Origin of the sequence: Novosphingobium sp., from assembly GCF_039595395.1 — a bacterium.
Taxonomy (GTDB): Bacteria; Pseudomonadota; Alphaproteobacteria; order Sphingomonadales; family Sphingomonadaceae; genus Novosphingobium.
The window spans coordinates 61639-82105 of the sequence record NZ_JBCNLP010000001.1; the positions used below are offsets into that span (position 1 = coordinate 61639).

The 20467-nt window shown below is 65.4% G+C and carries 21 protein-coding genes; 7 read left to right on the top strand and 14 right to left on the bottom strand.

Annotation, left to right across the window (positions count from 1 at the left end):
* The first annotated feature begins 90 nt into the window (after window positions 1–90).
* Entirely contained in the window at window positions 91–438 is a 348-nt protein-coding gene (locus tag ABDW49_RS00325) for a hypothetical protein (RefSeq protein ID WP_343608822.1), read from the top strand.
* A gap of 53 nt (window positions 439–491) precedes the next feature.
* Here the strand turns inward: ABDW49_RS00325 and ABDW49_RS00330 are convergent, their stop codons facing one another.
* Genes ABDW49_RS00330 through ABDW49_RS00365 form a run of 8 tightly spaced genes read right to left on the bottom strand, consistent with a single transcriptional unit; the run spans window position 492 to window position 6516 of the window.
* Entirely contained in the window at window positions 492–857 is a 366-nt protein-coding gene (locus ABDW49_RS00330) for an iron-sulfur cluster assembly accessory protein (RefSeq protein WP_343608824.1), read from the bottom strand.
* Between the two features lies 1 nt (window position 858).
* Window positions 859–1365: an SUF system Fe-S cluster assembly protein gene (locus tag ABDW49_RS00335; RefSeq protein WP_343608826.1), complete on the bottom strand. Its 507-nt coding sequence runs from the start codon at window positions 1363–1365 to the stop codon at window positions 859–861.
* Window positions 1362–2573, bottom strand: a complete 1212-nt coding sequence (locus ABDW49_RS00340) for a cysteine desulfurase (RefSeq protein ID WP_343608828.1) — start codon at window positions 2571–2573, stop codon at window positions 1362–1364. Before ABDW49_RS00340 ends, ABDW49_RS00335 begins: the two co-directional genes overlap by 4 nt.
* Entirely contained in the window at window positions 2570–3307 is a 738-nt protein-coding gene (locus ABDW49_RS00345; protein WP_343608830.1) for a SufD family Fe-S cluster assembly protein, read from the bottom strand. The genes ABDW49_RS00340 and ABDW49_RS00345 overlap by 4 nt, the downstream gene beginning before the upstream one ends.
* The gene (locus ABDW49_RS00350; protein ID WP_343608832.1) at window positions 3304–3735 is read right to left on the bottom strand and encodes a hypothetical protein; all 432 of its coding nucleotides are present in this window, start codon (window positions 3733–3735) and stop codon (window positions 3304–3306) included. The genes ABDW49_RS00345 and ABDW49_RS00350 overlap by 4 nt, the downstream gene beginning before the upstream one ends.
* Complete coding sequence (gene sufC / locus ABDW49_RS00355) at window positions 3732–4484, bottom strand: Fe-S cluster assembly ATPase SufC (RefSeq protein ID WP_343608833.1); 753 nt, start codon at window positions 4482–4484, stop codon at window positions 3732–3734. Before sufC ends, ABDW49_RS00350 begins: the two co-directional genes overlap by 4 nt.
* Window positions 4485–4534: 50 nt before the next feature.
* The gene (gene sufB, locus ABDW49_RS00360) at window positions 4535–6037 is read right to left on the bottom strand and encodes a Fe-S cluster assembly protein SufB (protein ID WP_343608834.1); all 1503 of its coding nucleotides are present in this window, start codon (window positions 6035–6037) and stop codon (window positions 4535–4537) included.
* Window positions 6034–6516 (bottom strand): Rrf2 family transcriptional regulator, encoded by a 483-nt coding sequence (locus tag ABDW49_RS00365; RefSeq protein WP_343608835.1) that lies wholly within the window; start codon window positions 6514–6516, stop codon window positions 6034–6036. The genes sufB and ABDW49_RS00365 overlap by 4 nt, the downstream gene beginning before the upstream one ends.
* A 463-nt stretch (window positions 6517–6979) precedes the next feature.
* On the opposite strand from ABDW49_RS00365, the gene ABDW49_RS00370 reads away from it, so the two are divergent.
* Window positions 6980–8035 carry a quinone-dependent dihydroorotate dehydrogenase gene (locus ABDW49_RS00370; protein WP_343608837.1) on the top strand — a complete coding sequence of 352 codons (1056 nt, stop codon included), beginning with the start codon at window positions 6980–6982 and terminating at the stop codon, window positions 8033–8035.
* Window positions 8036–8343: 308 nt separating this feature from the next.
* Complete coding sequence (locus ABDW49_RS00375) at window positions 8344–10170, top strand: AMP-dependent synthetase/ligase (protein WP_343608838.1); 1827 nt, start codon at window positions 8344–8346, stop codon at window positions 10168–10170.
* Between the two features lie 267 nt (window positions 10171–10437).
* On the opposite strand, the gene ABDW49_RS00380 is transcribed toward ABDW49_RS00375, so the two are convergent.
* The 4 genes from ABDW49_RS00380 to ABDW49_RS00395 all read right to left on the bottom strand — a co-directional run bounded on the left by ABDW49_RS00380 (window position 10438) and on the right by ABDW49_RS00395 (window position 12863).
* On the bottom strand, window positions 10438–10749 hold the full coding sequence (locus tag ABDW49_RS00380; RefSeq protein ID WP_343608839.1) for a hypothetical protein: 312 nt from the start codon (window positions 10747–10749) through the stop codon (window positions 10438–10440).
* On the bottom strand, window positions 10746–11168 hold the full coding sequence (locus ABDW49_RS00385; RefSeq protein ID WP_343608841.1) for an OsmC family protein: 423 nt from the start codon (window positions 11166–11168) through the stop codon (window positions 10746–10748). The genes ABDW49_RS00380 and ABDW49_RS00385 overlap by 4 nt, the downstream gene beginning before the upstream one ends.
* Before the next feature lie 12 nt (window positions 11169–11180).
* A complete protein-coding gene (locus ABDW49_RS00390; RefSeq protein ID WP_343608843.1) occupies window positions 11181–12098 on the bottom strand; it encodes a pirin family protein in 918 nt (305 codons plus the stop codon).
* A gap of 66 nt (window positions 12099–12164) precedes the next feature.
* Window positions 12165–12863, bottom strand: coding sequence for a pirin family protein (locus ABDW49_RS00395; RefSeq protein ID WP_068088204.1), 699 nt, complete (start codon window positions 12861–12863; stop codon window positions 12165–12167).
* Between the two features lie 112 nt (window positions 12864–12975).
* Between ABDW49_RS00395 and ABDW49_RS00400 the strand changes: the two genes are divergently transcribed.
* Together ABDW49_RS00400 and ABDW49_RS00405 are read left to right on the top strand one after the other, a co-directional pair.
* A complete protein-coding gene (locus tag ABDW49_RS00400; protein ID WP_343608846.1) occupies window positions 12976–13887 on the top strand; it encodes a LysR family transcriptional regulator in 912 nt (303 codons plus the stop codon).
* A gap of 60 nt (window positions 13888–13947) precedes the next feature.
* Complete coding sequence (locus ABDW49_RS00405; protein ID WP_343608848.1) at window positions 13948–14442, top strand: hypothetical protein; 495 nt, start codon at window positions 13948–13950, stop codon at window positions 14440–14442.
* 64 nt (window positions 14443–14506) lie between these two features.
* Here the strand turns inward: ABDW49_RS00405 and ABDW49_RS00410 are convergent, their stop codons facing one another.
* Both ABDW49_RS00410 and ABDW49_RS00415 read right to left on the bottom strand, forming a co-directional pair.
* A complete protein-coding gene (locus tag ABDW49_RS00410; protein WP_343608850.1) occupies window positions 14507–16537 on the bottom strand; it encodes a TonB-dependent receptor in 2031 nt (676 codons plus the stop codon).
* Between the two features lie 161 nt (window positions 16538–16698).
* Window positions 16699–18087: a PLP-dependent aminotransferase family protein gene (locus tag ABDW49_RS00415; RefSeq protein WP_343608851.1), complete on the bottom strand. Its 1389-nt coding sequence runs from the start codon at window positions 18085–18087 to the stop codon at window positions 16699–16701.
* Between the two features lie 111 nt (window positions 18088–18198).
* On the opposite strand from ABDW49_RS00415, the gene ABDW49_RS00420 reads away from it, so the two are divergent.
* Complete coding sequence (locus tag ABDW49_RS00420) at window positions 18199–19059, top strand: DMT family transporter (RefSeq protein ID WP_343608853.1); 861 nt, start codon at window positions 18199–18201, stop codon at window positions 19057–19059.
* A gap of 106 nt (window positions 19060–19165) precedes the next feature.
* Window positions 19166–20437: an alginate export family protein gene (locus ABDW49_RS00425; RefSeq protein ID WP_343608855.1), complete on the top strand. Its 1272-nt coding sequence runs from the start codon at window positions 19166–19168 to the stop codon at window positions 20435–20437.
* The last annotated feature ends 30 nt before the right edge of the window (window positions 20438–20467 follow it).

Genomic DNA, 20467 nt, shown 5'->3' on the forward strand with positions numbered 1-20467 from the left:
GCAACCGAAAGGACGCACGGGATGAACGAGACGAATCGCTGCCCGAGTCATAGCACTCTGGGCCGCCCCGCCGACCCGCACAGGCCAGGCATGAGCCCTGACGATGCCGAGGCGCTGCTGGCGATCAACATGCATGTGCGCTCGCCTTCCCCGGAGTGGGTGGAATTTCTGGGCGAGACGATCTCGACCTGGCTGGTGGAGCAACGCGCGCCTGCAGGCGTGATGGACGACACAAAGTCGCACTGGCTGCTGGCCCGGATCGATGAGGGCGGGGCGAGTTCGCCTGCCGCCCTGGCGCTGCTGCGGCAATGCTGTGTGAAGGCGCGGGCGGTGCCGGCGGCTTTACTGGCCTATCTGCGGCAGCAGGAGATGCAGATCAGGCTGGTGGATTCCGAAGCGATCACAGAGAATGACGAGCGCCTGATGACCGGCGCCTGATCGCTGCGGGCGAGAGTGATGAGGGACTCTCGCCTGAGGTTTGAACCTTAACCTTAAACCGTGAAACTCTCACCGCAGCCGCAGCTACCCTTGGCATTGGGATTGTTGAAGACGAAACCGGCGGTGAAATCGTCCTCCACCCAGTCCATCACCGAGCCCACCAGATACAGCACGCTGGCCCCATCGATGAAGAGCACGCCGCCCGGCGTCTCGATCTTCTCGTCGAAAGCGTTGGCCGCGCTGACATAATCCACCGAATAGGCCAGACCCGAACAGCCCCGGCGCGGCGTGGACAGCTTCACGCCCACCGAACCTTCGGGGGCGCTCGCCATCAGATGGGCGATGCGCGCTTCCGCCGTGGCCGTCAGCGTGACGGCGGCGGGGCGGGCGCGACGGACCTTGGTTTCGACTTCGCTCATGTCACAGCATCCCCAGTTCGAGGCGGGCTTCATCGCTCATCTTGGCCGGATCCCAGGCGGGGTCCCACACCAGATTGACCTCGGCCTCGCGAATGCCGGGCACGCTGGCGACGCGCAGTTCGACCTCGCCCGGCATCGATTCGGCCACCGGGCAATGCGGGGTGGTCAAGGTCATGGTGATCGCCACCGCGCCATCGGGCGTGATGTCCACGCCATAGATCAGGCCCAGCTCATAGATGTTGACCGGGATTTCCGGGTCGTAGATCTCTTTCAGCGCATCGACCACCGCCTCATACAGCGCGCCGCCCGGCTCGTTGGGCGCCATGCCGGTGGGCTGCTGGCTGAGGAAACCGTCGAGGTAGTCGCGCTTGCGCTCCAGCATCTCGGCCGGGGTTTCCTCGGGGGCGGGCGTCACATCCTCCACCCGCGCGCGCGGCGGGGTGGGGGCAGCGTCAACCTCTTCCACGGTGAAGCGGGGGGCGCCGTTTCCGGCTGCGGGCGTGCTCATCCGAAAATCCTCTTGGTTCGCTCGATGCCGCGCAGCAGAGCGGCAATATCACTGTCATCGCTGTAAAGGCCAAAGCTGGCGCGGGCGGTGGCGGGCACGCCCAGATGGTCCATCAAAGGCTGGGCGCAATGATGCCCGGCGCGGATCGCCACGCCTTCCTCATCCAAGATAGTGCCGAGGTCGTGCGGATGCACCCCGTCCATGGAAAAAGAAACGATGCCCGCCGAATGATCGGGCCCGAACAGGCGGATCGAGTTGAAGGCGCGCAGCTCGCCACGCAGCGTGTCCACCAGCGAGAGCTCATGGGCATGGATGGCATCCAGTCCGATGGCCTCAATGTAATCGACCGCCTCGGCAAAGCCGATCGCCTCGACGATGGCGGGGGTGCCTGCCTCGAAACGGGTGGGCGCGGGGGCCCAGGTGGTCTTTTCGAAGGTCACGCGGTCGATCATCGAACCGCCGCCTTGCCATGGCGGCATGGCGTCGAGAATCTCGGCCTTCGCCCAGAGCGCGCCGATGCCGGTGGGGCCGTAGAGCTTGTGCGCGGAAAAGACGTAGAAATCGCAGCCCAGCGCGGCGACATCGACCTTCAGGCGCGGCACGGCCTGGCAACCATCGATCAGCACCTTGGCACCGACCGACTTGGCCAGCGCCACGGCGCGCTCCACATCCAGCACGCTGCCCAGCACGTTGGAGACATGCGCCAGCGACACCAGCTTGTACGCCGGAGTCAGCAGCTTTTCGGCAGCATCCAGATCGATGCGGCCATCCTCGGTCAGCGGGCAGACATCGATCTCGAAACCGATCCGCTCGCGCAGGATCTGCCACGGCACGATGTTCGAGTGATGCTCCAGCGTGGACAGCAGGATGCGGTCGCCCGCCTTCAGATTCGTCGCGCCCCAGCTCTGGGCGACCAGATTGATCGCCTCGGTGGCGCCGCGGGTGAAGACGATCTCATGCTCGTCGCCGCCGATGAAACTGGCGATGGTGCGGCGCGCCGCCTCATAGGCCAGAGTCATCTCGGCGCTGCGGGCATAGACGCCGCGATGGACGGTGGCGTAATCCGCCCCCATCGCGCGGGCCATGGTATCGATCACTTGCCTAGGCTTCTGCGCCGTGGCCCCGCTGTCGAGGTAATGCCACACGCCGCCCTCGCGGGTTTTCAGGCCCGGAAAGTCGGCGCGGATCTCGGCGAGCGAACGGCTCACAGCGCGTCCTCCAGCAGCTTCTGCGCCAGCGACTGCAGATGGTCGCCTTCCTCGGCGCCATCGAAAGCCTCGGCGATAAAGGCCGAGAGCATCAGCGCCTTGGCCTGCGCAGGCGGAAGCCCGCGCGCGGCGAGATAGAACAGCCCATTGGCGTCCAGCTCACCCACGGCGCAGCCATGGGCGCACTTCACATCGTCGGCGTAGATTTCCAGCTCGGGCTTGGCGTTGGCCGTGGCGGTGCGGTCCAGCAGCATGGCGCGCACGCTCTGCTCGCCATCGGTGCCGTCCGCGCCGGGCTCGACCTTGACCTTGCCCAGATAGGTGACGGTGCCCTGCCCGCCCGCCACCGAGCGCACCAATTGGCGGCTGACAGCATCGGGATGAGCATGGGTAACCTTGGTGACGATCTCCACCGTCTGGCCGCTCTGCGCCAATTGCGCGCCGCCCAACGTGAAATCGGCGCCCTCATGCAGCAGCACATCGATCTCGACGCGGGCATAGGGGCCACCGGCGTTCAGCACATGCAGCGCAGCGCTGGCCTTGGCTTCCAGCACCAGCGACAGGCGGGTCACGCCGCCTTCGGTCTGCACAATGGAGCGCGCAAAGGTGCCGCCAGCCGGAACGGTGACGGTTTCACGCTCGGGCAGCGGCCACAGATCGGCCAATGCCTTCACATCGGCATAGCGCCAATCTTCTTCGGCACGGGTCGGCAGAATGTCAGCCACAGCGCTCACTTCACGCCTCCACCAAAATTACGGAGCTGGGCCAGAGCGATCAGACCCTGATGGCGCTTCTCGGCGATGCAGGGCTGTGCCTTGGCGACGATCGCCTGCATTTCGGCGCCACGGGTCCGGTCATCACCGGCGCCCTGAGCGATCGCGTTGAGGCGGGTTTCCTCGGGGCTCAGGCATGCCATCAGCGCCTGACAGCCGACCGAATCCACCGCCGAATCGCCACTGGAGTTGCGGGTTTCGCAGCCGAACTTGCCGTCATTGTAGCCCCAACGGCCCTTCCAGACCTCCAGCTTCTTCTCCAGCGCCGACAGATCGGTACCGGCCTCGGTGTCCGCCGCCTGAGCCATGGTCTGCGCCGCCGATTTGGGCGCCTCCCCGGCGTCGGCGGTAAAGCCCTGAAGGGCCAGCAGGGCCGCCAGCACGATCATGCGGTGGCTCCCTCGACAGCCTCATAGCCGCGCTCTTCGAGTTCATGCGCCAGTTCGGGGCCCCCGCTCTTCACGATGCGGCCACCGGCCAGAACGTGGACGAAATCGGGCTTCACGTAATCGAGCAGGCGCTGATAATGGGTAATCAGCAGCACGGCCTTGTCGGGGCGGCGCATGATGGCGTTGATGCCCTCACCGCAGATGCGCAGGGCGTCGATATCGAGGCCCGAGTCGGTCTCGTCGAGAATCGCCAGCTTGGGGTCGAGGATGCCCATTTGCACCATCTCGGCGCGCTTCTTCTCGCCGCCCGAGAAACCGACGTTCACGGGACGCTTGAGCATCTCCATATCCATCTTGAGCAGCGCCGACTTTTCGCGCGCGATCTTCAGGAACTCGCCGCCCGAGAGCGGAGCCTCACCGCGCCCCTTGCGCTGGGCGTTGAGTGCCTCGCGCAGGAACTGCAGGTTGGAGACGCCGGGGATTTCCACCGGATACTGGAAGCCCAGAAAGAGCCCGGCGGCGGCACGCTCATGCGGCGCCATCTCCAGCAGGTCGGCGCCCTCCAGCGTGGCCGAGCCGCCGGTGACTTCATAGCCCGGACGGCCGCCCAGCGTGTAGCCCAGCGTGGACTTGCCCGCGCCATTGGGGCCCATGATGGCATGCACCTCACCGGCGTTGATGGTGAGCGACAGACCCTTGAGGATCGGCTTGTCCGCGACGGTGGCGTGAAGATCGGAAATCTGCAACATGGTCAAAATAGGCCTTTTAACGGGCTGAAAACAAACGGGTGGCAGTGGGTTTAGCCCACGCTCCCCTCAAGGCTGATGCCCAGCAGCTTCTGCGCTTCCACGGCGAATTCCATGGGCAGCTGCTGCAGCACCTCCTTGGCGAAACCATTGACGATCAGCGCCACCGAGGCCTCCTGATCCAGCCCGCGCTGCATGGCGTAGAACAGCTGGTCGTCGGAGATCTTGCTGGTGGTGGCCTCATGCTCGATGGTGGCGCTGGGGTTGCGCACCTCGATATAGGGCACGGTATGCGCGCCGCACTCCTTGCCCAGCAGCAGGCTGTCGCACTGGGTAAAGTTGCGCACGCCCTCGGCATTGGCCGCCACGCGGACCATGCCGCGATAGGTGTTCTGCGACTTGCCCGCGCTGATGCCCTTGCTGACAATGGTGGAGCGGCTGCCCTTGCCATTGTGGATCATCTTGGTGCCGGTGTCGGCCTGCTGATGGTTGTTGGTGACGGCGACCGAGTAGAACTCGCCCACGCTGTCCTCGCCGTTCAGCACGCAGGACGGATACTTCCAGGTGATGGCGCTGCCGGTTTCCACCTGGGTCCAGCTCACCTTGCTGCGCTTGCCCTGGCACAGCGCGCGCTTGGTGACGAAATTGTAGATGCCGCCCTTGCCCTGCGCATCGCCGGGATACCAGTTCTGGACGGTGGAATATTTGATCTCGGCATCGTCGAGCGCGACCAGTTCCACCACGGCGGCGTGAAGCTGGTTTTCGTCGCGCTGGGGGGCGGTGCAGCCTTCCAGATAGGAAACATAGGCGCCCTTGTCGCAGACGATCAGCGTGCGCTCGAACTGGCCGGTGTTTTCCGCGTTGATGCGGAAATAGGTGGAGAGCTCCATCGGGCAACGCACACCCTCGGGCACATAGACGAAGGTGCCGTCGGAAAAGACCGCGCAATTCAGCGCCGAAAAGTAATTGTCGCCCATGGGCACGACCTTGCCGAGCCACTTGCGCACCAGTTCGGGGTACTCGCGGATGGCCTCGCTGATGCTGCGGAAGATCACGCCCGCCGCCTCAAGCTCCTTGCGGAAGGTGGTGGCGACTGAAACCGAATCGAACACCGCATCCACCGCGACCTTGCGCGCACCCTCAACCCCGGCGAGCACCTTCTGCTCCTCCAGCGGGATGCCCAGCTTTTCATAGACGCGCAGAATCTCGGGATCGACCTCGTCCAGCGACTTGGGGCCATCCTTGGTCTTGGGCGCGGCCCAGTAATAGGCGGCCTGATAATCGATCGGCGGGATGTTCAGCTTGGCCCAGTCGGGCATGGGCATGGTCAGCCAGTGGCGATAAGCCTTCAGGCGCCATTCGAGCATCCACTCGGGCTCGTCCTTCTTGGCCGAGATATAGCGCACGGTGTCTTCCGACAGGCCCTTGGGGCCATATTCCTGCTCGATGTCGGAGGACCAGCCGTGTTCATACTCGGCCACGCGGGCCGCCGCATCGCGCGCGGCCTGATCGCGGATCTCGACGACCTCGGCTTCGGGCACACTCTGCTCGCTCATTCGCTCAACTCCATCGTCGCGACATTTGCCACGACTGCCTCATGTTCCGCTTCATGCAACGCGGCCAGCCGACTCAGCGGCACACTGGCCAGCGCTCCACGCAGCGCCTCATTCACGATCGGCCAATGCGGACGCACCGCACAGCCCGGTTCCAGCAGGCAATCGGCCCGCCCCTTGTCCACGCAAGGAGTCAGCGCGATCGGCCCTTCGACAGCTTCCACGATCTCGGCCAGCGAGATCGTGTCCGCCGTGCGCGCCAGCGCCAGCCCGCCGCCCGCCCCGCGCGTGGAGCGCAGCAGCCCGGCAGCCACCAGCCGACTCACCAGCTTCTGCACCGTGGGCGCGGGCAGGCCCGATTCCTCGGCCAGCAGCGCGGCGTTCATCGATGAGCGCTTGGCGCCCGCCACGGCGGTGTCGCCATGGCGCGCCGCTGCCGTCATGGCAACCACGGCATAATCAGCCATGCTGGACAAACGCATGTGGGCACCCCGCTGGGCTGGAAAAAACGGCTCGAAACGCTTCGGGATCTAAATAAGATCGAATCGTTCCGATTTCGAGCCCCCTAGGCCCAGTCTTTTCTTCGCGCAATGGGGGCAAAGCTATGCATGGGCACAGGAATCCTCGCTGTGGCCGCCGTGCATCAGACGAAAGCCGCAAACAAGCCGCTGATGGCCAAGAAAAAAGGCGGCCCCTTTGCCGCGCAAGCGCTGGAAAGGAGGCCGCCATCAAGTTCGAGGTCTCGCGGTAAAAACCGTCGAGCCCTTCGGGTCGCAAACCCGAGTTAGGCGGCAAGATGAACAAATAATTGTAAGGATCCGTCACGACCTGCGATGAGTCCCTAGGTAATCTGCGATAGGCCGTTGTTGCCGGCCATCCACCATCAGAATCTCCGGCACAATCTGGGCCATCGACAGGAAAGCCCCGCCTTGCCATAGGCACCCCATGACCCTGAGCCCCGCCGCCTATGCGCTGATCCGCCCCCTGCTGTTCCGACTCGACGCCGAGAAAGCGCACGGATTGGCGCTGAACGTGTTGCGCAACGGCGGCACGACCCGTCCGCCCGTCAGCGATCCGGCGCTGGCCAGCAATGTGGCGGGCCTAGCCTTCCCCAACCCCGTCGGCATGGCCGCAGGCTTCGACAAGGATGGCGAGGTGCCCGACGCCCTGCTGGGTCTGGGCTTCGGCTTTGCCGAGGTCGGGTCAATCACCCCCCTGCCCCAGTCCGGCAATCCGAAACCCCGTCTGTTCCGCCTGGTGGAGGACCGCGCCGTCATCAACCGCATGGGCTTCAACAATGGCGGCGCGCAGGCCGCTCACGCGCGCCTCGCCGAACGTCGCCATCGCGGCGGCGTTCTGGGCATCAACATCGGCGCCAACAAGGATGCCACCGATCGCATCGCCGATTACGCCACGGGGGCGCAGATGTTCGCCCCGCTGGCCTCCTATCTGGCGGTGAACGTCTCCAGCCCCAACACGCCCGGTCTGCGCGCCCTGCAGGACCCCGCCGCGCTGGAGGAATTGCTCGACGGCGTGATCGCAGCCCGCGACGAGACCGGCCACCGCCCGCCCGTCTTCCTGAAGGTCGCGCCCGATCTGCAGCCCGCCGATGTCGATGCCATCGCCCGCATCGCCATCGACAAGCAACTCGGCGCGCTGATCGTCAGCAACACCACCATCGAGCGGCCTGCCCTGCGCAGCCCCCACGCGGGCGAGACCGGTGGCCTGTCGGGCGCGCCGCTGCGCGATATGGCCCAGCAGCGCATCGCCGATTTCCGCAAGGCCACGGGCGGCGCGGTGCCATTGATCGGCGTGGGCGGGATTGCCAATGCCGCGGATGCATGGGCGCGGATTCGCGCAGGGGCCTCGCTGGTGCAGCTCTACAGCGCGATGGTCTATGAAGGGCCGGGAATCGCGCGGGCCATCAACAAGGGGCTGCTGGAGCTGATGCGTCGGGACGGGTTTGTCTCGATTCAGGACGCTGTGGGGACGGGAAAGTAAAAGAGGAAATGCGAGGGCCATCGCCCTCGCGCTCCCTTTAATGTCTACGTGGCGCCACGGGTTCGGCCATGGAGCAACGTCGCGGCGCCGCAGGCTTTCAACACCCTGCACAGCGCCAAACAATCCTGCCTGCGGCGCAACCCAGGCACAGTTCAAGAGTTGCAACAGTAAGGCCACCGACAGCGCCAACCCATCGCCGGGAGACGTTATGGGAGCGCGAGGGGATAATCCCCTCGCATCTTCCCCTTACTTGCCACCCCCTTCCCACGCTCCTAAAACCTCAAACCAAGGGGGATAGGATCATTACCGTGCAGCTTACCGAATTTACCGCCACACCGAATCTGGTCGCGCTGTTTCTGGCCCGCGCGGACGAGAAGGGCGATGCGCCTTTCCTGCGCGCCAAACGCAACGGGCAGTGGCAGTCGATCAGTTGGAAGGACACCGCACAAAAGGTCTGCCTGCTGGCGGAAGGGCTGATAAGGCTTGGCCTGCACCGTGGCGATCCGGTGATGCTGGTGTCGGAGAACCGCCCGGAGTGGGCGATTGCCGATCTGGCGATCATGGCGGCAGGCTGCGTCACCGTGCCGACCTACATCACCAACACTGAGCGTGATCATACCCATATTCTGGAAAATTCCGGCGCCTGCGCGGTGATCGTCTCGGGCGCGAAGCTGGGCAAGACGCTGCTGCCCGCCGTGCTGCGCTCCGGCCATGGGCGGCATGTGATCGGCATGGAGCCGCTGGGGGCGACTCAGGCGGGCGCGCTCAACTATCACGACTGGGATTCGCTGCTGGAAGGCGATGCCGAGGCCGCGCGCAAGGCGGTGGAAGCCCGCATCGCAACCATCGGCCGCGCTGACACCGCTTGTATCATCTACACCAGCGGCACGGGCGGCGCCCCGCGCGGGGTGATGCAGCATCACGGCGCCATCCTGCACAATGTGGCGGGCGCCGCGCGCATTCTGGCCGAGGACTTCGGCTGGGGTGATGAGGTGTTTCTGTCCTTCCTGCCGCTCAGCCACGCCTATGAGCATACCGGCGGGCAATTCCTCCCCATCGGCATGGGCGGCCAGATCGCCTATGCGGAAGGGCTGGAAAAGCTTGGCGCCAACATCGAGGAAATCCGCCCCACCATCATGGTGGTGGTCCCCCGCCTGTTCGAGGTGCTGCGCACCCGCATCATCAAGGGCATCGAGAAGCAGGGCCGCCTGCCCAACTATCTGATGGACAAGGCCATCGATCTGGCCTCGCGCCGCGCCGAGGGCAAAAAGCACCTCAGCGATCCGATCCTAGAGGCCGTGCTGGACCGCACGCTGCGCCCCAAGGTCCGCGCGCGCTTCGGCGGGCGGATGAAGGCGCTGGTTTCGGGCGGCGCGCCGCTCAACCCGGAGATCGGCCTGTTCTTCCAGGCCATGGGGCTGACTCTGCTGCAAGGTTATGGCCAGACCGAATGCGCGCCCGTCGCCGCCGTCAACCGGCCCAGCGCGGGCATCCGCATGGACACCGTCGGCCCGCCCCTGCACGACACCGAAATCCGCATTGCCGAAGACGGCGAGATTCTGGTCCGCGGCGAGCTGGTGATGCATGGCTATTGGCGCAATGACGCCGAAACCGCCAAGGTCCTCAAGATCGACCCCGCCGAACCGGAAAAGGGCCCCTGGCTGCATACCGGCGACATCGGGCTGATCGATTCCGCCGGGCGCATCAAGATCACCGACCGCAAAAAGGACATGATCGTCAACGACAAGGGCGACAACATCTCGCCCCAGCGCGTCGAGGGCATGCTGACCTTGCAGCCGGAAATCGCGCAGGCCATGGTGATCGGCGACCGCCGTCCCTATGTGGTGGGCCTGATCGTACCCGATTGCGAATGGACGCTGGATTGGGCACAAACCAACCATGTTCCCTTCGATATCAAGGCCCTGCAAGGCGACCCCGCCTTCCGCGCCGCCGTGCGCGAGGCGATGGACCGGGTGAATGCCGATCTGTCCGTGGTGGAAAAGGTGCGCCAGTTCGCTTTTGCGGATGAACCCTTCGCCATCGACAATGAGGAAATGACCCCCTCGATGAAGATCCGGCGCCATAAGCTGAAGGAGCGGTATGGGGCGCGGTTGGATGCGCTTTATAATCGGTAAGAAAGAAGAGAAGATGCGAGGGCCATCGCCCTCGCGCTCCCTTTAATGTCTGCGTTGCGTACAGGGTTCGGCCTTGCGCTCAGTTTGCCGCGCCGCAGGCCTTTGAACGAAAAAAGGCGCCACTGCATTCCTGCCTGCGGCGCCTTTAAGTAGTGCAGGTGGAAAGGCTGGGCGCAACAATTCGGCGCCACTGCTCTATCGTCGGGAGACATTATGGGAGCGCGAGGGGGTAACCCCCTCGCATTTCCCTTTTGAACCTAAAAACGATTAAACCATCAAAAAACCTTCAATCGCTGCCAGATGCTTGGGCTGCACGCCCAACCGGTGCAATTCGCTCACCAGAGCCACGCCCGGCTGATGCCCGGCGCGCGTGGCACAGGCAAACCGGCGCAAAGCCTCCAACCGGGGATGAGCCAGAGGCCGGGGCGCATCCCCTTCCCCGAACACCCACGTCACCAGCTGCCCAAAAAACCCAAGCGTTTCACGTGGAACGCTCGGCTGACGGCAGCCGTAGCGCTGAAAGTCCTGAGCGCCGATGGACGCCGCCAGCCAGTCTTCGCGAGTCAGGGTGCTCATCATGCGTCTCCCACAAGGGCGGTGTTGACGGCGGAACCGGCGGTCAGGGTCTTGTGGACCGGGCAACGGTTGGCGATCGAGAGCAGTTCCTCGCGGGTCGCCGCATCCAGACCGGACGCCAGCGTGATCGAGCGCTCGAAACGGTCGGCGGGGCTTTGCTTGGCGTCGCGATGGTGGGTGACGTGGGTGCTGACCTCGCCGATGTCCCAACCCTTGCGCTGGGCGTAAAAGCGCAGCGTCATGGTGGTGCAGGTGGCCAGTGCGGCGGAGAGCAGATCGTAAGGCCCGGGGCCGGTGCCAAGACCACCCAGATCCACCGGCTCATCAGCGATCAGCGGGGTTCCGGCGATGTCGAGCTGGCTCTGGAACAGGCCGGCGCCGGTGGAGGTGGCGCTGGCGTTGGGGGTGTGGGTCTCGGCCATGGCACGGGCTCCTTACTTCAGCTTCACGCCGGGGACGTCGGGGGGCAGCGGGATGAATTCGTCCTCGCCGGGCACATGGGCGAAGCGGTCCTCGCGCCAGTCTTCCTTGGCCTGCTCGATGCGGTCTGCGTCGGAGGAGACGAAGTTCCAGTAGATATAGCGCTTTTCGGGGAAGGGTTCGCCGCCCACCAGCATCAGGCGGGTGTGTTCTTCGGTGGTCAGCACCACTTCGGCGCCCGGTTTCAGCACCACAAGCTGGGTCTGACCGAAGGAGCCTTCCTGCCCCTCGATCCGCAGCGAACCGGAGACGACATAGACCGCGCGCTCCACATGATCACGGGCGAAGGCGTAACGCGCGCCGGGGGCCAGCATCAGATCGCCATAGATCATGTCCGAGAAGGTCTCGACCGGGGAGGTCAGCCCATCGGCGGTGCCCGCGATCAGTGTCAGCTTGGCGCCCTTGTCCTCGGCAACGGGGATCTCGTCGGCCTTGTAATGGCGGAAGGAGGGGGCGGTTTCCTCGTGCTTTTTAGGCAGGGCCACCCAGGTCTGCAGACCGAACAAGCTGCCACCCACGCCGCGCTGATTGTCAGGCGTGCGCTCGGAATGGACGATGCCGCTGCCCGCCGTCATCCAGTTGACCTCGCCGGGGCGGATCGCCTGCAGGCTGCCCAGCGAGTCGCGGTGCATGATCTCGCCATCGAGCAGGAAGGTCACCGTGGCGAGGCCGATATGGGGGTGCGGGCGCACATCCAGAGCCTGCTCACCCGAGAAGGCCGCCGGGCCCATCTGATCGAAGAAGATGAAGGGGCCGACCATGCGCCGGTTGGGGCTGGGCAGCGCGCGGCGGACGGAGAAGCCGTCACCCAGATCGCGCACCGGGGGCAGGATGACCGAATCGACGGGGTTTTCAGCGGGGGACAGGCTCATGGCGGGCTACTCCGTGGGTGGAGAAAAAGGGTGGCGTGGAGTCGGGGGCCTCCGCGCCGGGGGATATTACAGCGTATCGACCAGAACGATCTCGGCATCTTCAAGGGCGGTGATGCTGATCGTTTCGACCTCGGCGATGGCCACACCGTCGCGGGTGTTGGCCTTCACGCCATTGACCTCGATCGCGCCGGTGGCGGGGACAAGGTAGCCTTTGCGCTCGGTGCCCAGCACGTAATCGACCGTTTCACCGGCGCGGATGGTGCCGCCCACGATGCGGGCCTCGGTGCGGATCGGCAGGGCATCGCCATCGTCGCCGTAACCGCTGGCCAGCACCACCAGTTGACCGGCGCGCTCGCCCTTGGGGAACTGGCGGGCGCCCCAGCTCGGCTGCTCGCCGGTGCGGGTGGGCTGGATCCAGATCTGGAACAGCGTGGTGGTCTCATCCTCCAGATTGTATTCGGCATGGGTGATGCCGGTGCCCGCGCTCATCACCTGAACGTCGCCCGCCTCGGTGCGGCCCTGGTTGCCCAGCGAGTCGCGGTGGCTGATCGCGCCCTTGCGGACATAGGTGATGATTTCCATGTCGCGGTGAGGGTGCGGGGGAAAGCCGCTCTTGGCCGCGATGGTGTCGTCATTCCACACGCGCAGGTTGCCCCAGTGCATGCGGTCGGGCTCGTAATAATCGGCGAAGGAGAAGTGGTGGCGGGCATCGAGCCAGCCATGGTTGGCATGGCCGATGGAAGCGAAGGGGCGCAGTTCGATCATGGGGTATCTCCGTGCCGCCAGAGTGTCTCTGCGGCTGTTGAGGCCAATTTAGAGATTGCGCGGAGGAAAGAAATGGCAATGATAGAATGATACCGGTGAAGGAATTTTATCAATGCTGCCCGATCTTGAAGCCTGGGCGATCTTCGCCCGCGTGGTGGACACCGGCTCTTTCGCCGCCGCCGCCGAAGCGCTGGGGCTGTCCAAGCCCACGGTTTCCAAGGCCGTCACGCGGCTGGAAGCCCGGCTTGGCGTGCCCTTGCTCCACCGCACCAGCCGCCGCCTGGCGCTGACCGAAAGCGGGCGCGGCGTGCTCGACAAGGCCCGCCGCATCCTTGCCGATGGCGAAGCCGCCGAAGCACAGGCCAGCGCCGAGGGCGATACGCCGCGCGGCCTCGTGCGTCTGGCGGTGCCGATGAGCTTTGGCCTGCGCCATGTCGCCCCGATCCTGCCGGAGTTTCTGGGCGCTTTTCCGCAGGTGAATGTGGATGTGGACCTGTCCGATTCGCTGGTCGATGTGGTCGGCGGCGGGCACGATGTGGTGCTGCGCATCGGCGGGCTGGAGGATTCATCCTTGCGCGCGCGGCGCCTGTGCACCGTGCGCCGTCCGCTGGTGGCCAGCCCTGCCTATCTGGCGGAACACGGGGCTCCTGCCCATCCGCGCGATCTCTCAGGCCATACCGGGCTGCTCTACACCAATCTGGAGGCCCCGGGCACATGGCGCTTCAGCCATGCCACGCAGGGCGACTATATGGTGACCATCAAGGGGCGACTGGGTGCCAACAATGCCGATGCCCTGGCCCCTGCCCTGCTCGCCGGGCAGGGCATGGCCCTGCAGCCCGATTTCATGGTGTGGGAGCATCTGGCCAGCGGCGCTCTGGTCGAGGTGCTGCCCGACTGGCGCATCCCCGATATCGCGCTGCATCTGGTGACGCCGCCGGGGCAGTTGCGTCCGGCGCGGGTGCGGGTGCTGATCGAGTTTCTGGCCAAGCATCTCTCCGCCGCGCCATGGGCCGCGCAGCACTGATTCTTGCTGCCCGCCGCCGATCTGGCATAGTCCGCCCAGCATCACAAAAGGGGGATAGGCATGCGTGGGAAACACCGGTTCTGGCTGGCGGCTTTGGCCGCGATCGCAACACCCGCCATGGCGCAGGAGGGCGCTCCACCCGGCCTCTTCATGAATCAGGCCGGGATCGAGCAGACCATCGCCCTGCTCGCTTCACGCATCAAGCCGGATCAGCCGATCGTTGCCCAGCCACTGATTGGGCTGGGCAGCTATCGCGCCACGCTGGAATATCGTCAGGCCCCGTCCGGAGCCGCCATCCATGAAGCCGAGGCGGAGTATTTTCAGGTGGTGGATGGCAGCGGCACGCTGATCACCGGCGGCACGCTGCAAGACGCCCATCGCACCGGCCCGACCCAGCTGGCCGCAACGGGCATCATCGGGGGCAGCACACGTCAGGTCACCAAGGGCGATATGCTGATCGTGCCCGAAGGCACCCCGCATTGGTTCAGCCAGATCAACGGTCGGCTGATCCTCATCGCCATGAAACTGCCGCGCGGGGTAAAACCCGCACCTTAAAGGAATGAGCCGGGGCGGGGTGCGACCATCTCTCCGCCCCGGCTCATGGTACTGCGCTCGCGCCTTAGAAGGTTGCGACCTTCAGCACGACACGCAGGGAGCGACCGGGCATCATCACCAGATCCTTGTTGAAGGAGGTGGCGAGGCGTTGAACGTCATTGGTCAGATTCTGGCCGATCAGGGCCAGCTCAACGCCGGGATATTGCTTGAAGGGCCGCACCGCCGCCTGAGCGCTCAGCGAGTTGTAGCCGGCGGTGGCGGTGTCGAAATCGCCGAACTTGTCCTGACGGCCGTAGTGGATGAAGGTCACCCCGGCATCCACCAGCTTGCTCTGCCAGTTCAGCCCGCCGCCGACGCGATAGGGCGGAATGCGCGGCACATTGCTGCCGCTGTCCAGCGTGGCGCGGGTGTAATCGCCCAGCACCTTGGCGGTCAGCGTGCCCGAAGGACCTTGCAGCAGATCATAGGTGGCCTGCGCCTCAAGACCACGGAAACGCGCGCCCTGCTGGCGGTAGATCACCTCGCGCAACTCCTCGCTGTCACCCACGATGCAATCGCCATCGTCGTCGCAGGTGCGGCCGGTCAGATCGCCATAGATGTAGTTCTTGTACCAGGTGTTGTAGAGGCTGCCGTCGAAGCGGAAGGGGCCCTTGCGGATGCGCAGGCTCAGCTCCAGCGAGTTGGCGCGCTCGATCTTCAGATTCGGATCGCCCGTCTCGAAGGTCTGCGGGCCATCATGCCCGCCGCGCGCGAACAGCTCGGTCAGCGCCGGGGCGCGCCCCGTGCTGGAGAAGTTCAGGCCCAGCTTCACGCCTTCCGTGGCGGTGAACAGCGCGCCGATCGCGCCGCTGACCGGCGTGTAGCTGCGCCTGGTGAACACATCGGTGGAGGGCGTGCCCGTCACGCTGACATGCTCGACGCGGCCGCTGGCTTCCAGATGCAGCGCCTTGGCCAGCTCGACCTCGGTGAAGACATAGCCCGCGACATTCTCGCTGGTCGCCGGATTGAGGTAGGAGCTGTCCTCGCCAATGGCAGAGAAATCGCGGTGCTGATACTCGAAGCCCACGGCCGTGTTGCGCACCGCACCGATGCGGTTGAGCAGCAGCTCGGCGCGGGCATTGCCTTCCTTGTTCTTGAAGGTGGTGTTGATCGAACCGTCCGGGTTCTTCTCGTCATGGGTGTAATTGGCATAGCTGCCGTCGACATTCAGCGTCTTGAGCAGGCCGGTGCCCAGATCGAAGCTGTTGCGGCTCATGATCTTGGTCTGGCGCATGTCGATGAAGGTGGTGTCGCTGGGGATGCCATATTGCGCATCGTAATGCGTCACCGCCAGGCCGACATGGCTGTCGCCGCCGCCCAGGAAGTAGGAGCCGCCAACCGAACCGCCGCGTCCGTGGAAGAAGCTGTTGGTCTGAACGCCATCGGGCGTGCCGTAATCGTCGCTGTGGCGAAAGAAGCCATCGGCATGCAGCGCCAGATTGCCGACCTTGCCATCGACCAGACCCGAAGCCTCGTTGGAATCATTGATGGTGGTGTGAGCCACGGTGGCCTCGGCGCTGAAGGCCTTGTCGGGCAGGCTCATGGGCACGCGGTTGTTCAGCGTGTTGACCACGCCGCCGATCGCCTGACTGCCGTAACGCAAGGTGGCGGCGCCGCGCACCACCTCGATGCTGCGTGCGGCGAGCGGGTCGATGGGAATGCCATGGTCGGGGCCGATGTCGGAGACGTCCGAGGAGCTGGTGCCGTCTTCCAGCAGGCGCACGCGGGCCGCGTCCATGCCGCGGATGATCGGGCGGCTGGCGCCCGCCGCAAAGCCGCTGACCGAGACGCCGGGCACATCGCGCAACGCATCGCCAATGCTGGCGCCGCCGGCGGCGAGGATCTGGTCGGCATTCACTTTGGTGGAGAGCGTGGGGGTTTCGTCGGCGGTATGGCCGAAGGGAGTCGCGGTGACGATGATGTCATTGCCGTGCGTGGTGGGGCTGCCGGACTCGGTGGTGGCGGCATCGGTCGCCGTATCGGCAAGCGCCATCGGGGCTGCACCGGCATAGGCCAGCGCCAGAACGGCCGCGCCGGCCAGGTGAATCGAACGCATAGAAACTCCCTTGTTCACATCTTCGCGGCGCGCGGAGCATCGTCCGCGCGGATGCCCCCCCAAGCTCCGCACGGTCGGACCGATTGTTTCCGCCGCGAATGAATGTGACGTTATATCACGATGGCTAGGAAGGCCAGTCCCTATGATGAAATTTTATATCATTACGCCGATAGCAGGCCCGCTAATACGTCAAATGCCCGGTCCGGCATCTGCGTGGCGTTGAAGCGCATAAAGCGTTCCGCCGTTTCGCTGGGGCTGAAGACATTGCCCGGAGCCAGCACCAGCCCCCGCTCCAGCCCGGCGCGGGCAAGGCCGCGCGACTCCACGCCCTCGGGCAGGCGACACCACACATAGAAGCCGCCCTGAGGCATCAGCCATGGCTCGATGCCCAAAGCCGTCAGCTTGGCGACGACCTCGCCGCGCAACCGGGTGAGCTTGCGGCGCAGATCGTCCATATGCTTGCGATAGGTGCCGCTGGAAAGCACATGCGCCACCACCGCGCTGGCCACCGGGCTGGGCCCGCCGAAATTGGTCGCCACCTGCAGATCGACCAGCGCATCCACCCAATCGGGCCGCGCCGCAATATAGCCGCAGCGCGCGGCGGCCGAGAGCGTCTTGGAAAAGCTGCCGATACGGATCACATCGACCAGCCCGTCCAGCACCGCCAGACGCGGCGAGGGCTGGCTTTCGAAATCGGCGAAGATGTCGTCTTCCACGATGGTCATGCCCACGCTGGCCGCGATGCCCAGCACACGATGCGCCACGCGCGGCGACAGGCTGGCGCCGGTGGGATTATGCAGCGCCGAATTGGTGATGTAGAGCCGGGGCCGCTCGGCCTGCACCAGTTGCTCCATTACCGCCACATCGGGGCCGGTGGCGGTGTAGGGTACGCTGACGATCCGCGCCTGATGCGCCGTGAGCAAGGCCTGAAAGTTGAAATAGCAGGGATCATCCACCAGCACCGTGTCGCCGGGGCGCAGCAGGAAGCGGCAGATCAGATCGATCGCCTGCGTGCCCGAGGCCGTCAGCATGATCTGGTCGACATCCACCACCAGCCCCTCGCCCGCAAAGCCCAGCGCCAGATGACGGCGCAGCGCCGGATTGCCCCGCGTACTGCCGTAATCGGTGAGCAGGCTGTCGGCACCGCGCAGCACCTCGCGCATGGCGCGGCGCAGGGGTTCCTGAGGCATCATCGCGGCGGGCATCCAGCCGCAGCCGGGCTTGATCGTGTCCTCCGGCGTATCGAGCGCCTGGCGTGAGACCCAGAAAGGATCGATCTCGGGCGGGCGCGCCGGGGCCAGTTCGGCCAGAGCCATCGGCGCCACGCCCCGGCGTGCGACGAAAAAGCCCGATTTGGGCACGGCGCGGATCAGCCCTTCCGCCACCAGCCGGTCATAAGCCTCGACCACCGTGGCGGGGGAGACGCCCATCGCGCCCGCCAGCCGGCGGATCGAGGGCAGCTTGTCCCCTGCCCCCAGCATGCGCCCCTCGATACGGGCGCGGATCGCGGCCATCACCGATTGGGTGCGGGTGAGTGGGGCTTCGCTCATCTGTATGGGCCTTTCTGATGATACAGATTACGCCAACTGTATCGATCTGTCCCTGTGTTCGCCAGCCCCCTCGCCCTAACCAGAGCGCAGGTTTTTTTTAAGGAGGACACAATGCGCGTCAGCTCGTCGGGCTGGGTGAACGGGATGATCGGGGTGGTGCTGTTCAGCGGGTCGATGCCCGCCACGCGCGCCGCCATCATGGGCTTTTCCCCCATATTCCTCACCGCTGCCCGCGCGCTGATTGCCGCTGCCCTCGGGGGGCTTTTGCTGCTGGCCCTGAGGCAGAAACGCCCGGCACGCAGCGATCTTCCCGCGCTGGCCATTGTGGCGGGCGGGGCGGTGATCGGCTTTCCGCTGCTGACGGCCTTTGCGCTCCAGCATATCACGGCGGGGCGCTCGCTGGTGTTTCTGGGGCTGCTGCCGCTCTCCACCGCGATCTTCGGCGTGCTGCGCGGCGGCGAGCGCCCTCACCCCGCCTTCTGGGTCTTTGCGCTGGCGGGCGCGGGCGCGGTGGCGGGCTTTGCGCTCAATCGCGGCGCGGATGGCTCGGTGCTGGGCGATGGGCTGATGGTGGTGGCCGTGGTGCTCTGCGGGCTGGCCTATGCCGAGGGCGCGGTGCTCTCGCGCAGGCTCGGCGGGTGGCAAGCGATCAGTTGGTCGCTGGTGGTGTGTTCTCCGGTGGCGGCCCTGCTGGGCGCGCTGACCTGGCCCGCGACATTCAGCGGCTTGCCGATGATGGCCTGGGGCGGGCTGGTCTATGTTTCGGTCTTCACCATGTTGCTGGGTTTTATCTTTTGGTATCGCGGACTTGCGCTGGGCGGCATCGCCAGGATCGGGCAGTTGCAGCTTTTGCAGCCCTTTATGGGCCTCGGCCTCTCGGCGTTCTTCCTGGGCGAGACAGTGGCGCCCTCGATGATCGCCGCCACCGCCGCCGTGGTTCTATGCGTGGGCGGGGCCCGGCGATTTGCCTGAGCGTTTTGCCTGAGCGCTTTGCCTGAACAATGCTGATCCGTGACAAATCGTTTCGGCCTTCCGATCGGGCTTGAAGCCCCACAGACCCCACAGGCAGGGCGGGCGGATGACTTGCTTTCGCCCTGCCATCCTCGCCCTGTCTCTGACGACCTGCGCCACCAGCGTTCAGGCCCAGACTCACCCCATCGCGCTGGATGAGCAACTGACTCTCTCCCCGATCATCGACGCCCGGCTGCGCTGGGAGGATGTCGATGCCACCAGCCGCGATGCCCATGCCGAAAGCCTGCGCCTGCGCGCCGGGGCCGAGCTGACTCACACCCCCAGCCATATCTCCTTTCTGGCCGAGGGCACCGGCACCACCCATTTCGGATCGGGCTTCAGCGGCTTTTCCTATGCCGCGCCCAGCGACCAGTACCGCCCCCACCGCGCCACCATCGCCGATGGCTCGGCGGTGGCGCTCAACCGCCTGCAACTGCGCTATGCCACCAAGCCGCTGACGGTCACGATAGGCCGCCAGCGCATCGTGCTGGACGATCAGCGCTTCGTCGGCAACGGCCCCTGGCGCCAGACCGAGCAGACCTTCGATGCCGCCCGCGTGCAGACCGCATGGGGCCCGCTGCAACTGGAGGCGACCCACGCCATCCGCCAGAACACCGTCAACGGCGGCGACGGTGCCCCACGCGCCCATCTGCGCGGCGACTTCACCTTCGTGAACGGCGGCATCGCCACCAAGCGCGCCACGCTGAAAGGCTTTGCCTATCTGCTGGATTACGATGCCGCGCCTTTCCTGAATCAGCCCGGCGCCCGCGCCCAGCTGGACAGTTCGCAGACCTATGGATTGCGCGCCAATGGCTCGCTGCCGCTGGGGCATGGCGCCTCGCTGGCTCTGGCAGGCAGTGTGGCGTGGCAGAGCAGCTATGGCCGCAACCCCAACGCCTATGCCGCGACCTATTCCAGCATCGAGCCCGCGCTGACTCTGGGCCAGCACACGCTGACCCTCACCCGTGAGGTGCTGGGCGCCGATGCCGGGGCCCAAGGCGGGGCGTGGTCGTTCCAGACGCCGCTCTCCAGCCTGCACAAGTTCAACGGTTGGGCCGATATGTTCCTGACCACCCCCGCCAATGGCCTGCGCGACCATTCCGTGACTCTGACGGGCAAGCTGCCCAAGGTCAAAGCCCTGCCCCGCTTGACCTATACCGTGGCGCATCACTGGTTCGATGCCGATCTGGGCGGGGCGCATTACGGCAAGGAAATCAACGCCTCGCTGGGGTTTTCGACCAAGCCGATCAACTGGTTGCTGAAATTTGCCCAGTATGAGGCGCGGGGGTTTGGTCTGGATACGCGCAAGATCTGGGTGCAGGCGGAGTTTGTTTTCTGATTCAAGGGGTTTGAAGAGAGGAAATGCGAG

What these genes read in the sequence shown, in the direction of transcription:
- ABDW49_RS00325 (WP_343608822.1), top strand. Translation starts at nt 91, where the DNA reads ATGAGCCCTGACGATGCCGAGGCGCTGCTGGCGATCAACATGCATGTG.
- ABDW49_RS00330 (WP_343608824.1), bottom strand. Translation starts at nt 857, where the DNA reads ATGAGCGAAGTCGAAACCAAGGTCCGTCGCGCCCGCCCCGCCGCCGTC.
- ABDW49_RS00335 (WP_343608826.1), bottom strand. Translation starts at nt 1,365, where the DNA reads ATGAGCACGCCCGCAGCCGGAAACGGCGCCCCCCGCTTCACCGTGGAA.
- ABDW49_RS00350 (WP_343608832.1), bottom strand. Translation starts at nt 3,735, where the DNA reads ATGATCGTGCTGGCGGCCCTGCTGGCCCTTCAGGGCTTTACCGCCGAC.
- sufC (WP_343608833.1), bottom strand. Translation starts at nt 4,484, where the DNA reads ATGTTGCAGATTTCCGATCTTCACGCCACCGTCGCGGACAAGCCGATC.
- sufB (WP_343608834.1), bottom strand. Translation starts at nt 6,037, where the DNA reads ATGAGCGAGCAGAGTGTGCCCGAAGCCGAGGTCGTCGAGATCCGCGAT.
- ABDW49_RS00365 (WP_343608835.1), bottom strand. Translation starts at nt 6,516, where the DNA reads ATGCGTTTGTCCAGCATGGCTGATTATGCCGTGGTTGCCATGACGGCA.
- ABDW49_RS00370 (WP_343608837.1), top strand. Translation starts at nt 6,980, where the DNA reads ATGACCCTGAGCCCCGCCGCCTATGCGCTGATCCGCCCCCTGCTGTTC.
- ABDW49_RS00380 (WP_343608839.1), bottom strand. Translation starts at nt 10,749, where the DNA reads ATGATGAGCACCCTGACTCGCGAAGACTGGCTGGCGGCGTCCATCGGC.
- ABDW49_RS00385 (WP_343608841.1), bottom strand. Translation starts at nt 11,168, where the DNA reads ATGGCCGAGACCCACACCCCCAACGCCAGCGCCACCTCCACCGGCGCC.
- ABDW49_RS00390 (WP_343608843.1), bottom strand. Translation starts at nt 12,098, where the DNA reads ATGAGCCTGTCCCCCGCTGAAAACCCCGTCGATTCGGTCATCCTGCCC.
- ABDW49_RS00395 (WP_068088204.1), bottom strand. Translation starts at nt 12,863, where the DNA reads ATGATCGAACTGCGCCCCTTCGCTTCCATCGGCCATGCCAACCATGGC.
- ABDW49_RS00400 (WP_343608846.1), top strand. Translation starts at nt 12,976, where the DNA reads ATGCTGCCCGATCTTGAAGCCTGGGCGATCTTCGCCCGCGTGGTGGAC.
- ABDW49_RS00405 (WP_343608848.1), top strand. Translation starts at nt 13,948, where the DNA reads ATGCGTGGGAAACACCGGTTCTGGCTGGCGGCTTTGGCCGCGATCGCA.
- ABDW49_RS00410 (WP_343608850.1), bottom strand. Translation starts at nt 16,537, where the DNA reads ATGCGTTCGATTCACCTGGCCGGCGCGGCCGTTCTGGCGCTGGCCTAT.
- ABDW49_RS00415 (WP_343608851.1), bottom strand. Translation starts at nt 18,087, where the DNA reads ATGAGCGAAGCCCCACTCACCCGCACCCAATCGGTGATGGCCGCGATC.
- ABDW49_RS00420 (WP_343608853.1), top strand. Translation starts at nt 18,199, where the DNA reads ATGCGCGTCAGCTCGTCGGGCTGGGTGAACGGGATGATCGGGGTGGTG.
- ABDW49_RS00425 (WP_343608855.1), top strand. Translation starts at nt 19,166, where the DNA reads ATGACTTGCTTTCGCCCTGCCATCCTCGCCCTGTCTCTGACGACCTGC.